This window comes from Yersinia sp. 22-579 (assembly GCF_030433455.1).
Classification (GTDB): domain Bacteria; phylum Pseudomonadota; class Gammaproteobacteria; order Enterobacterales; family Enterobacteriaceae; genus Yersinia; species Yersinia enterocolitica.
Window position 1 is genome coordinate 116,748 of record NZ_JAUJTZ010000011.1, and the last position, 13,160, is coordinate 129,907.

The following is a 13,160-nucleotide window of genomic DNA, read 5'->3' on the forward strand; positions in this document are numbered from 1 at the left end:
CCTAAGTCACACCTTAAACCGCCCCTTTGGGATAACCAGAGGGGTGTGCGACACCGGATCATCAATGATCAAACAGGGCATACCAAAGACATGCTCCACCAGATCTGCGGTGATCACTTCGCGCGGCTTTCCCTGGGTGACAATCTTTCCATCGCGCATGGCGATAATATGGGTGGCATAGCGGCAGGCATGATTCAGGTCATGCAGCACAGCCACCAGGGTATGGTTATGCTGTTGATTAAGATTGCTAAACAATTCAAGCAAATCAATCTGATGGGCGATATCCAGATAGGTGGTCGGCTCATCCAATAACAGTAATGGTGTTTGCTGAGCCAGCACCATAGCTATCCAAACCCGCTGGCGTTGCCCGCCTGATAAAGCATCCACTGACCTGTCTGCCAGTTCACTGACACCTGTGGCCTGCATGGCATCGCTGACTGCCTGCTTATCAGCCAGTGTCCATTGCTGCAATAATTTCTGGTGGGGGTAACGGCCACGCGCCACCAGATCCAGCACACTGATCCCGTCCGGTGCTTGCGAGCTTTGTGGTAATAAGCCCAAATGGCGCGCAACATGCCGGGTATCGAGGCTGGCAATATTCTTACCATCCAAAATTACCTGACCCGCCTGCGGTTTCAGTAATCGACTCAAGGCGCGCAGCAGCGTCGATTTACCACAGGCGTTGGGGCCGACGATAACCGTAAACTCACCATCAGGAATGGCGACACTCAGGTTTTCGCTGATTATCTTACCGTCATAACCCAAAGTCAGCGCTTCGGCCCGCAAGCGAGGGGTAGGTGAAGTAGTGGAACTAGCATTACTCATGATCGTCGAGACTCGCGGATTAAAAGCCAAATAAGATACAGACCACCGATGCTGATAGTCACAACACCGACTGGCAATTGATTAGGTGAAAACAGGTGTTGGGCGCACAAATCAGCGGCAATCAATAACAGGGCTCCCATTAACGCAGAAGCGGTCAATGTCACTGATGATGTGCCAGACAGGCGTTTGGCGATTTGCGGTGCGGCTAGCGCAATAAAGGAAATCGGCCCTGCTGCCGCCGTGACCGCTGCCATCAAAATGACGCCAATAGCCATCAGGCCCAAACGCGTTTTTTCGACTGGAACACCTAAAGCGCCCGCAGCATCATCGCCCATTTCCAGCAGCGGCATACGGCGGCTCAGTAACATCGCCACCACGGCGGCGATGGCAATAAACATCACTGATGGCAGGCCCTTTGCCCACGTCAAACCATTGAGAGAACCGGCTCCCCATGCGGCGGCAGTGATGGCCGCTTCTAATGAAGCGGTGATAGTCAACCAGGTATTAAATGCGGTTAACATTGCGCCCATGGCAATACCGACAATAATCAGCCGAAAGCCCTGAATCCCCTGGCGGTAGGCCAACAGATACACTGCGATAGCAGACAGCAATCCGCCCCCCAGCGCACTACTGGCAATCTCAAAATAGTTGCCATTGAACAGAGTAATCGCCACCAACGCGCCAGTATAAGCGCCCGAATTAAATCCGATGATATCGGGGCTACCCAATGGATTACGTACCAGAGACTGAAATATGGCACCGCTGACTCCCAGTGCGGCCCCGAAAATCAATGCCATGATTGCACGCGGTAAACGCCATTGATTGACGATAATATTCGCCGCACCGCTGGCATGGCCGAATAAGGCTTCAAATACTTGCCCCGGAGTAAGTGGTAATGTACCGACCATTAAAGCCAGCATAACCATCAACAAGCAGGCCAATAGCAGCACCCCGCCGACCATCAAACTACGAGGCTGGAGGCGCAGATTGATGGGGCCATCAGGGCGGCCAAATAACCACGGTGGAGTGGCGGGCTTCATAGTGCGGTCATCCTTTTATTACGGCGAACCAGCCAGATCAATAAAGGAGCGCCAATGAACGCCGTCACGATGGAAACCCGTAATTCACCCGGAACCAGAAAGCGTCCCACAATATCTGAAACTAATAGCAAAATGGGGGTCATTACCAAGGTGAAAGGGAGGATCCAGCACTGATTCGGCCCGACAATCCAGCGGGCAATATGTGGCACCATCAGGCCGACAAAGGCGATCGGGCCAACAGCGGCGGTAGCTGCACCACATAGCAAGGTCACTGTCACTACGGCCCAAAACTGGGTTTGGGCAATGCGTGCGCCAATTGCGGCAGCTAAATCTTCCCCCATGTGCATGGCATTGAGCGGGCGCGCCAATAGTAAGGCAATCACACTGCCGAGAAGAATAGCGGGCGCGACTGCCGCCACTACCGACATATCACGGATATCCAGCGAGCCTGCTTGCCAGAAGCGAACCCGGTCGTAGACCTGTGGATGTGTCAATGAGATACCGGTCGATATCCCGAGTAATACTGCCCCGATAGCCACGCCAGAGAGTGTTAGACGCAAAGGGTTCACTCGCCCGCCGCCCTGAGTTCCGACCCAATACACCACCAGTGTGGTGATCATCGCGCCGATAAAGGCCGAAAGCATATAGCCGTGAATGGCATGAACGCCAAAAATAGTAATACCTATCACCACGGCAAAACTGGCCCCAGCATTGACCCCCAAAATTCCTGGATCAGCCAGTGGGTTTCGAGTCAGTGCTTGAATGACGGCACCCGATAACCCCAAGGCGGCACCGGCGAGCACACCAATCAAGGTGCGGGGTAGGCGCGACTCCAGAATTAAAATGCTGTCAGCATTGCTGTGTTCGCCCAGTAAACTTTGCCAGACCACTGAAAAGGGGATGGCTTTGGCGCCGAGCATCAAGCTGGCGGCCATTACTAGCATCAATATAACAATGCTGGCTAGTAACCAAAGCCCACGGCGAGGTGGCGTGCCTTTACCGAGAGCAGGGGCAGGTTTGAGCCGCTTTGATGAAAATTGGTTTGGGGGAGCAGTCGCTGGCATTGTCACTCTTTTTAACAAATGCTGATTGTTTATAAATAGTTATCGTTTTGATTATCATTATTATTTTCTAATATATGTTAACACGACTTATTATGAGAATGCATGGGTAAAACCCCATGCTAAGTAAGATTAATATCAGACTGCTGACAAACCTCGACACCTCGATCTGGCAAGGTGAGGACAGATAGAAGAGTAAAGCGTCCGCGCCACGGATGGCGCGGCTCGAGCCTACAAGGATGTATTTACGGCGTCTTTACGATCTGCCTGTTTTCACCGTTACGGACACTTTGTCATTAACCTCATTAATATTCTCTTTATCGTCCTGCTTTAAGATGATTAAGACTTAGCCTTAAACATTTCCTCCAGCCGTGCTAACAATTTACTTGCACTGTAGTAATCCAATCGGAAGGTATCATAGCCTGCGGCATACACGCGATTGTGTTCAATTGCGGGGGTATGAGCTAAAAACTTATTACTTTTCAATGCGTCAATTGCTGGTTGATCGCCGGAAAACAGTAAAATAGTTTCGCCATTCAGGCCCTCGGCCAGCTTCTCTCCACCCAGTTGAATAATGTCTTTGCGGTGACCCATACTGGTATTGCCTTTCACTGCATCAGGAACCTGAGCCAGTGTGAAGCCCAATTCCTGCAACAATTTTCCCTGCGCCGAATTTTCAGTCCACAAATTGGCGGTACTGTCTGCCGCTTGATAGACAAAGGCTGAGGTTGGTTGTGGTGGCAGCGTAATGTTCTGCTTTACCTCATTGAGTCGATGAGTGAATGTTGCAATGACTTGCTGCGCATCGGCCTCATGCCCTGTCGCCTGGCCAAGCAAAACCGCCAGCTCTTGCCAACTCTTGTCATCATAATTAATCACCAATGTTGGGGCGATAACCGACAACTGCTCATACAACTTCAACGCCGAATCTCCGCCAGTGGCAGAAATAATAATTAAATCTGGATTCATTCCTGCGACAGCTTCCGCATTCGGCTCTGTCTGGTATATCGGCACCAGTTTTTTAGCTTGGGCAACCTCTGACCATTGGGTAAAGAAACCTTGGTTATCAGCCACTGTGGTATCAGGTACGGTCGCCCCACTGGCAATGACTGGAGCATTGATAGCCAGCAAGGTTCCGGTGATAGTGATGCTGGTGGAGACAATCCGCTTTGGCTGCTGGGTCAGTGTCACCGAGCCTTTCGCCGTTTCTACGGTGCGAGTCCATGTTGTTGCGTTTTGGCTACTTGATGAGGGGGCTTGCTCACTGGTGGTGTCGTCGGCGGGTTTACAGCCGGACAAGCAGAAAATAAGGCCTAAAAGGCCCAGTCCCGGCAATATCGAACGCCATGATTTATGCTGAGTGTATTTGATATAAAAGGACATAATGGCATTTTCTCTTTCTATTTTAACTCCCCCTCATCTGGGGGATATACAAACAAGCGTTACCAATAATATTTTTGAATTTATTGGGAATGTGAATTCTTAGTCGTAATTTACCATTCTCGGAAGAGAATGATAGTCATTATTATTCATGCCATCACAGGTATTGAAGTGGTAGCCTTGGTGCAACACCCCCCTCGCCAGGCAGGACGCCTCATTTGCTGCTTTCGCCCCTACTACCTGCTTCCTCTGTGTTACTTTTCGTGAATTTGCACAAATTAAAATTTTATTAAAATCAAAGTATTGTGATTTTCCATACCATCAAATGTTAATTATTGTGATTTTAATCGCATTCACTGACTAACTTATCCCTTAGATTTAACTTTAATAAACATTAAATAACTAAAATTAACATTTTATGTGCAACGCCAGCAGCTGTAGTTGACAGGACTATGGCTGATCTCTGTTCCCTGCGAATAATTAAAATATGAGGCTCTACTATGTCTGAATCATCAACCGAACCTTTAGTGATACCGAAGGTGCTGCCAGCGGAGAATCATGCTTATCGCAAAGCGGCATGGCATATTTTACCGTTACTGATGCTGTGCTATGTCGTGGCTTATCTGGATCGGGTGAATGTTGGCTTTGCCAAGTTGCAAATGGCCGATGACTTACAATTCTCTGATGCGGTGTACGGTTTTGGCGCCGGTATCTTCTTTATTGCCTACTTCTTTTTAGAAATTCCTAGCAACCTGATGTTGCATCGTGTTGGAGCACGGTTGTGGATTGCGCGCATCATGATCACTTGGGGCATTATCTCGGCGGGAATGGCTTTTGTTACCACGCCGATGTCATTTTATGTGATGCGCTGTTTATTGGGGATAGCTGAGGCTGGCTTCTATCCGGGGGTGATCCTTTATATTTCATATTGGTTCCCGACTAACCGTCGCGGCCGAATGTATGCCTTATTCGCCACCGCAGTTCCATTATCTGGGGTGATAGGTGCGCCGCTATCTGGCTGGATAATGGATGCCTTTAATGGTTTCCACGGCTTTGCTGGTTGGCAATGGATGTTTATTCTGGAAGGCATTCCCTCGGTACTCATTGGTATTTTGGTGATTTTTAAACTGACGGACAGGATCGGGCATGCCAAATGGTTAACCGATGAAGAGAAAAAAATCCTCCAGACCAATATCGATAATGACACTCAGCACCATGTCCACAGCAGCCTAAAAGAGATTTTCCTGCAACCTCGAGTCTGGTTGCTTACCCTTATTTATTTCTGCCTGATTGCTGGTTTTTACACCATTGGTTTCTGGCTGCCGACACTCATTAAAGACAGCGGCGTTACCGATATTTTGTCCATCGGTTTACTGAGTGCGATTCCTTATGCGGCAGCAGCAGTGACAATGGTCGTGGTCTCACGTAGTGCCGACCGCTTGCGGGAACGGCGCTGGCATCTGGCCTTAACCGCGACATTGGGCGGGATTGGGATGATTATCTCCGCCAGCTTCAGTGACAACATCATCATCGCTATGGTGGGATTAACCATGGGAGCGATGGGGGCATTGAGCACTTTGCCACTGTTCTGGAGCTTACCGACAGCATTCCTTGGGGGCACTGCCGCTGCCGCAGGTATTGCGTTGATTAACTCTTGGGGCAATCTGGCGGGCTTCGCCGCACCTTATATGATGGGCTACCTAAAAGATCTGACTCAAAGTACCACCATCGGCATGTTGATTATTTCCACCATGCTATTCATTGGGGCGGGGTTAGTCTTTTTAGTTCCAGCCAAAACAGTTAATCGCTAACCGCGCAGATAAAAAAGGATATGACGATGAACATAATGGTAACAGGTGCTGCTGGTTTTCTGGGGCGTCGATTAATTGAACGTTTATTAACACTGGATTATCTGACGGATAGCCAGGGTCATCAGCGCAGTATTAACAAAATCATGGCTTGTGATGTGGTGCCGCTGAGTGCGATTACTGATGAGCGAGTGCAGGTTTTTTGTGGGGATATTGCCGATTCGCAATGGTTGGCGAGTATTTTTGACCAGCAGGTTGACACTGTTTTCCACCTGGCGGCGGTCGTTTCCAGTCAGGCGGAAGAAGAATTTGACCTGGGAATGCGCATCAATTTTGATGCCACCCGCGGCTTACTGGAACGGGCGCGCCAGCTAGGGCACTGTCCTAAAGTCATTATCACCAGTTCAGTGGCTGTATTTGGTGGCGAGTTACCGGCAGTTGTGCCCGATGAGCAGGTCTGGGCGCCGCAAAGTTCTTATGGAACACAGAAAGCCTTGAATGATTTATTGCTGGCAGATTATACCCGCCGAGGATTTGTTGATGGTCGTAGCTTGAGAATGCCCACTATCGTGGTGCGGCCCGGCAAACCAAACCGCGCCGCTTCCAGCTTTGCTAGCGGTATTATTCGTGAGCCATTACAGGGTGTTGAGGCGATTTGCCCTGTGAGTCCACAAACACCTTTGTGGTTGTTGTCGCCGAAAATGGCGATTAATAACCTGATCCACGGTCATCAATTGGATGCCAGTCAGCTTAAGTCAGGGCGAGTGATTAATCTGCCAGGACTATCTGTTAACGTGCAACAGATGATCGATGCATTACGGCGTATTGCGGGTGCAGAAGTGGTTGATCTAATTAAAGTTCAGCGAGATCCACTCATTGAGAAAATTGTGAACTCCTGGCCTGGAAATTTCGAGGCTCATTATGCCAAAGCATTAGGTTTCAGCAGCGATAAGGACTTCGACAGTATCATCAATGACTTTATTCTTGGTGATCTACCCCATCGCAGAGGTTGAGTTGCACTGATCCTGAGTTTAACGCTGCCAAGTGCATTGCCCTACACTTGGCAGTGGTTTAATGAATAAAATAGTTATTTCTCCTGCCTTAATTGATTATCCCAAAAACGTCTAAAGAATCCATTCTGATAAATAGATAAATTCTGCTTTATATTGTGCCTGATAGTTTGACGTGAATTTTTGTTATAATTTTATTTATCACGCCCAATCTTATTTAATAAGATATTTAATTCTGCAAAAGTAAAAGAGGGCAATGGCCTTCTATAATTAAATTAATTGATATTTTTATAATTTCTAACTTAATTAGATATAGGTGCTGTATTTATATTCAAAATAAATACATATTTTGTGAAAAACACTGAAATTTACTAATGAATTATCGATTGAAAATGAACGATGCTTGTTTACATTTTAATAGATGAAATCAATTGGTTAGCTGTTATTGATCGGTGCTCTTGATCTTTTGTATTGGTTTTATGCTATTTTATTGCTTAATCCTGATAATCAGCTTTTTCCCTGCATAAATTATCAGCGATAAACACCTTGAAATCTCAAGGAAATAAACTAAAAAAATAAAACACAGGGGTATTCCCGTGAATTTTCTAAAACATATCACCATCAGGATGGCGTTATTCTCTATTCTTGTTATATTTTTGTTGCTCTGGGGAGGCGTTTCAACATTTACATTATTTTCACTTAACAAATTAACGCATTCCCTCCATCTGAGTTCGGAGCAACAGAAAAGCGTTAATATTATTAATCGGGGTAATGACCAATATTTCCGTGTGGTTACTCGTTTAACGCGTGCGGCAGCTTATCGTCAAAATGGTGCAATTGCCGATGCTGACCGCGAATTAGCTTCAGCCGGTGTCGCTCTTAAAAACACACAAGAAGCATTGCAGAAATTTAAGCTGCAATCTCATGAAGAAATGGATACGGCTCTGACTGAGAAAACTATCGAAAGTTGGTCGGCCCTGTTGGGCAAAGGGATTGAACCAATGTTTAAAGCGGTGTCTGCAAATCGCTTTGAAGACTATAACCGCATGTTTAACAATGAATATCCACAATTGAGCCGGGAGTTTGGCGCCACAATCGAGAAATACAATTCGGCGGTGGATAAATCAACAGAAGCAGCCAGTTTGCGAGTGGAGTCTCTGGTCACGTGGTGTGAGCGGGCGTTACTGGCCGCACTTATTGCTGGCATCGTTATTTTGGTATTAACCGACCGCTATATTGTCAGCTATTTGGTGCGCCCACTGGATTCAATCAAGGTGCATTTTAGACGATTAGCACAAGGGCAATTAGGCAGACCAATGGCTGAATTTGGTCGTAACTGTGTTGGACAATTAATCCCTTATTTGCAAGAAATGCAAAATAGCCTGGTAAATACAGTATCGACTATTCGTAGTAGCACCGATGCTATTTACACCGGTGCGGGCGAAATAGCCGCTGGAAATGCCGACCTTTCTTCGCGTACCGAGCAACAAGCTGCGGCATTAGAAGAAACCGCTGCCAGCATGGAACAGTTAAATGCGACGGTGAAACAGAATGCCGAGAATGCCCATCAGGCCAGTAAATTAGCCGAGAATGCTTCTACAACAGCCCAAAATGGGGGCCGCATTGTTAATGATGTTGTTGCGACCATGAGTAGCATTACCGAAAGCTCACGCCGCATCGCCGATATTATCGGCGTGATAAACAGCATCGCATTCCAAACCAATATTCTGGCATTAAACGCAGCGGTTGAAGCAGCACGCGCCGGTGAACAAGGGCGCGGTTTTGCGGTGGTCGCCAGTGAAGTCCGCAATTTAGCACAACGCAGTGCGCAGGCGGCTAAGGAAATTGAAGGGCTAATTAGTGAGTCGGTATCACGGGTTAATATGGGGTCACAGCAAGTTTCGAGCGCGGGAGAAACCATGAACAGCATTGTTCAGGCGGTGACGAATGTGACCGATATTATGGGCGAAATCGCTTCAGCTTCTGATGAGCAAAGTCGAGGGATCAGCCAAATTGGTCAGGCGGTTGCAGAAATGGACGGTGTCACACAGCAAAATGCCTCATTGGTACAAGAATCTGCTGCCGCAGCGGCTTCATTAGAAGAACAGGCTCGTCAACTGACTGAGGCTGTATCTGCTTTCAATCTATCGGATAATATGCAAGCAGCTTAATTATGATGTAAAGAGAGATTAAATTTAGACAATAAAAAAATTGCCACAATAATGGCATGGATAAACCATCAGATTGTGTTGGATAACGGGCATAATCTGGTGGTTTTTCATTTCCTGTTACAGATTTCTAGTTATAAAGTCGATATAATAATCATGTTTAGTATGGCTTAATTAATAATAAAAAATATATTTTACATTGGGTTAAATAACATGATTAATTTGCGCGGTATTTTATTTTTATTGATGATGGTTGTTTCATCATCATCTTTTGCCATTAACTGCCAGCGAGCAGCGACGCCGGTTGAGTACACAGTGTGTAGCAACGAGGATCTCCATTGGTTGGATCAAACTTTCAGTGATATTTATCAAGCCATGCTAGTGAAATATGACACTGAAACTGTTTATCAGCAGCGGCAGGCATGGGAAAAATCCCTAAATAGTTGTACCAGTAATAGCTGTATCCAGCGCGCCTATTTTCAGGGCATTGCCTCAATGTCTGATATTGACAAAAATTTTGACTGGAACGGGCAATGGTGGAATGTCACTAAAGGTAATGACCGGGGGGGGTTATCAAAATAACCCGGGTTACTGAGTGGGGGTTCAGTATTGATAGCCATGCCTGGTCGGGTGAAAACTCCGGTAATTTTAGAGCGGAAGCCCGTAAAATCGAAGGATTGGCTGTGGTTGATCTTATTGAAAATACAGCTAATTGTCGGCTATTACTGATCCCGATAAAAGATGGTTCTATACAAGTGCATAGCAATGGCAGCTGGGGATGTCGTATCTCGATGCCGAAAGATGTCTTTATTGACGGGCAATATGTTCGAGCCGAAAAAGATCCGCGTGAAATACCGACTTTACTATCCATTGGTATTTTTACCGATGCCAAGAACGATCAGATTTTCCGTGATTTAGTCGGCGAACATTATTCCCAATTTGTTGCTTCGGCTAATGTCTATATCTATAGCCAGGACAGGGATAATCGCGGTGCAAAAGTATTATCGACTTGGGTCAGAGGGGCGGCAAATAAACGCGCATCGATAATTATGTACAATCGCAGCGGTTTGATGTGGGCTGCATACGTTGCGCCTGATAAAAATGGAAACCTGCGGATTCATTATTTTACTAATGTGCCTGAAGATAAAGCCATAAGGCCGAAAACTATAGTCGCATGGCAGCAAGCCTTTATGGATCATTAAACCCCGCAGATTGGGTGCGGTAGGGTGGTTAGCTGCCTGTTGTTCCCCCAAGAATCGCTGATGTGTATAAGTGATTCTGGGGGAACTTATTATCTATCTATTTACTTGGTTATTTTTACTCTAACGTACCCACCACATTCAATGACATATCATCGGGTATTTCGTTATAAGACAATACGTTAAGCCCATTGCAGAATAATCGTGCATAGCGTGAGATCAGAGGCCGCAATTGTGGGGTGACCAGCAAAATAGGTTGGTGATTTTCAGCTTTCATTTGTTCTTTAATGATTGGCATATTTTGTTGCAACTGGGTCAGAATATTCGGATCAACGGGGAAATTATCCAACACGACTTTTCCTGCCTGCTGCGCCTGAGTGAGTGAGCCAAGCAACATATTCTCTAGTTCGTTATTAATAGTATAAACCCACAGATTTTTATCATCGCCATTGATGCTATTAACGATACCGGTTCGTAGTGCGTAACGCACATCAGAGGTCAATAAAAGTGAATCTCTGGTCATATTGGAACTGTCTAATAGCGTAGTCGCAATAGTTACAATATCTTTCAGCGAAACATTTTCGATCAATAACTGTCGGTAGACTTTCAATAATTCACTAAAGTTAAATGCAGCAGCAAAGTCCTCCGCCAGCCGAGGGGATAATGATTCAAGCCGTTGGTGTAATTGGGTTATATCATCATAGTTAAATAATACCGGTAGGTGCTCTCGCGCCACTTTATTGACATGAGTTGCGACCACACTGGCACAATCGACTATTTGGTAACCAAAGTTTAAGGCATTCGCCTTATTTTGTGGATCGATCCACACGACAGCCAGGCCATAGGTGGGGTCTATCGACAAAATACCATCTACTTCCCCATATTGCTCCGCAGTCGGAATTGCCATTAGCTTATCGATATAAACCTCACCGCCCGCGACTTTGACGCCATTGACATTAATCGAGTACTGAGAGGGTTTTAAGCGAAAATTTTCCCGTACTTTAACTTCGGGTAATATAATTCCGCAGGTTTCAGAGATAATTTGCCGTACGCCACGTAATCGCTGAATTAAGGGGCGACCTTTCGCTTCATCAACCAGTGTTACCAATTTATAACCAAGATTTAGGCCAATAGGTTCGATAATGGGAATATTATCCCAATTAATATTTAGCGAGTTATCTTCTGAAATTGTTTGGTTGAGGGCCGTAAGATCGGGTTCAATATCCGCTTGCTGTATTTTTTTACTTTGCTGCCAAGCGGCGAACAGGAGTAATCCGGTGAAGCATAGAAAGGCAAGATGGGGCATCCCCGGCACAATGGCGAGAATGAACATCACAAATGCCGCAGCATATAAAATGGTCGGTTTTGCCAGTAACTGATCTTTGATTTCATCAGTCATATCACCGCCATCACTCACGCGGGTGACAATAATTGCCGCAGCGGTGGCTAATAACAGTGAAGGAATTTGTGCGACCAGGCCGTCACCAATGGTCAACAGTACATATTGCTGGAATGACTGGCTGGCACTGAGATCGTATTTGAAGATACCTATACAGATACCGCCGATAACATTGATAACCAAGATCATAATACCGGCGATGGCATCACCACGTACAAACTTGGATGCGCCATCCATTGCCCCATAGAAGTCAGCTTCGCTTGCGACTTCTTTGCGGCGCAGACGTGCCTGTTCTTGGTTGATTAATCCGGCGTTAAGGTCGGCATCAATGGCCATCTGCTTACCCGGCAGCGCATCCAATGTAAAGCGCGCGGAAACTTCAGAAATTCGCTCGGCACCTTTGGTTACGACCACAAAGTTGATTGTCGGGGTGGTATCGGAGGAGGAGCGGCAAGAAATTGTGGCGCAATTGAATGGGCAGACCATCTTTTCGCAACAATCTTTTATTTCCATTCCCTCTAAAAGTAAAAGTGGCGGCGGCAAGTTCTCCGACAGCATTGATGGCAAGGAGCAAGCGAAAGAGGTGAAAAGTAATCTGGCTATTGAAGTGCCGGAACCGGAACAGTCACTGGAAGATGTGGTGGATAAATCACGTAAGGAAATGGAAGAGCTATCACGCATTATTATGCAAATCACTTCCACTTACGATGCGCAATCCAACTTGCAAATGGAAGTGGTACCGCAAGGGCTGCGGATTCTGATTCAGGATGATAAACAGCGCGATATGTTCCAGCGCAGCAGTGCGGTATTAACCCCATTCTTTAGTCGGTTACTGGCAGAATTAGCCCCGGCATTTAATGAGATGGACAATAAAATCATTATTACCGGCCATACCGATGCATCGCGCTATCGTGATCAGGTGTTGTACAACAACTGGAACTTGTCTGGTGAGCGGGCCTTGATGGCACATAAAGCACTGGTAAAAGGCGGGCTGGATGAAGGAAGAGTGCTGCAAATCAATGCGATGGCTGATCAGATGCTATTAGATTCTGTCGAACCTCTCGCAGCTAAAAACCGCCGTATTGAAATTATGGTATTAACCAAAACGGCTTCAGACACCTTATATCAGTTCTTTGGCAACCACGGAGAGAATGTAGTGAAACCGGCAGCCAAGAAAGCCGGATAGTTATATTCATCTTTTCACCGCCCAGTCTACCCTCGAACCTTCAGGGCTGGGCGGTGCTTTTTAGCATGATGGTTTAAACCGAGT

At 46.5% G+C, this 13,160-nt stretch carries 8 protein-coding genes and 2 pseudogenes; 5 read left to right on the top strand and 5 right to left on the bottom strand.

Annotated features, from left to right (window positions below; genetic code table 11):
- Window positions 1-6: 6 nt before the first annotated feature.
- The 4 genes from QSV56_RS14590 to fepB form a co-directional block, all read right to left on the bottom strand.
- Window positions 7-825, bottom strand: coding sequence for an ABC transporter ATP-binding protein (locus QSV56_RS14590; RefSeq protein WP_046050237.1), 819 nt, complete (start codon window positions 823-825; stop codon window positions 7-9).
- Window positions 822-1,865, bottom strand: a complete 1,044-nt coding sequence (gene fepG, locus QSV56_RS14595; RefSeq protein ID WP_019079081.1) for an iron-enterobactin ABC transporter permease — start codon at window positions 1,863-1,865, stop codon at window positions 822-824. Before fepG ends, QSV56_RS14590 begins: the two co-directional genes overlap by 4 nt.
- The gene (gene fepD / locus QSV56_RS14600) at window positions 1,862-2,929 is read right to left on the bottom strand and encodes a Fe(3+)-siderophore ABC transporter permease (RefSeq protein WP_019082352.1); all 1,068 of its coding nucleotides are present in this window, start codon (window positions 2,927-2,929) and stop codon (window positions 1,862-1,864) included. The genes fepG and fepD overlap by 4 nt, the downstream gene beginning before the upstream one ends.
- 336 nt (window positions 2,930-3,265) lie before the next feature.
- A complete protein-coding gene (fepB, locus tag QSV56_RS14605; protein WP_050162285.1) occupies window positions 3,266-4,309 on the bottom strand; it encodes a Fe2+-enterobactin ABC transporter substrate-binding protein in 1,044 nt (347 codons plus the stop codon).
- Between the two features lie 497 nt (window positions 4,310-4,806).
- Between fepB and QSV56_RS14610 the strand changes: the two genes are divergently transcribed.
- From QSV56_RS14610 to QSV56_RS14625, 4 genes and pseudogenes are all read left to right on the top strand, one after another.
- On the top strand, window positions 4,807-6,117 hold the full coding sequence (locus tag QSV56_RS14610) for an MFS transporter (RefSeq protein ID WP_011817183.1): 1,311 nt from the start codon (window positions 4,807-4,809) through the stop codon (window positions 6,115-6,117).
- 26 nt (window positions 6,118-6,143) lie between these two features.
- Window positions 6,144-7,127 carry a D-erythronate dehydrogenase gene (gene denD / locus QSV56_RS14615; RefSeq protein ID WP_301212936.1) on the top strand — a complete coding sequence of 328 codons (984 nt, stop codon included), beginning with the start codon at window positions 6,144-6,146 and terminating at the stop codon, window positions 7,125-7,127.
- A 593-nt stretch (window positions 7,128-7,720) separates the two neighbouring features.
- Window positions 7,721-9,295, top strand: coding sequence for a methyl-accepting chemotaxis protein (locus QSV56_RS14620; protein ID WP_050130278.1), 1,575 nt, complete (start codon window positions 7,721-7,723; stop codon window positions 9,293-9,295).
- A gap of 210 nt (window positions 9,296-9,505) precedes the next feature.
- A pseudogene (locus QSV56_RS14625) lies at window positions 9,506-10,494 on the top strand (lysozyme inhibitor LprI family protein).
- 115 nt (window positions 10,495-10,609) lie between these two features.
- Here QSV56_RS14625 and QSV56_RS14630 read toward each other — a convergent pair.
- Window positions 10,610-12,313 (bottom strand): annotated as a pseudogene (locus QSV56_RS14630) (flagellar biosynthesis protein FlhA); the annotation flags it as partial.
- Here QSV56_RS14630 and lafU point away from each other — a divergent pair.
- Entirely contained in the window at window positions 12,291-13,076 is a 786-nt protein-coding gene (lafU, locus tag QSV56_RS14635) for a putative lateral flagellar export/assembly protein LafU (protein WP_195765171.1), read from the top strand. The pseudogene QSV56_RS14630 and the gene lafU sit on opposite strands and share 23 nt — an antisense overlap.
- Window positions 13,077-13,160 lie beyond the last annotated feature (84 nt).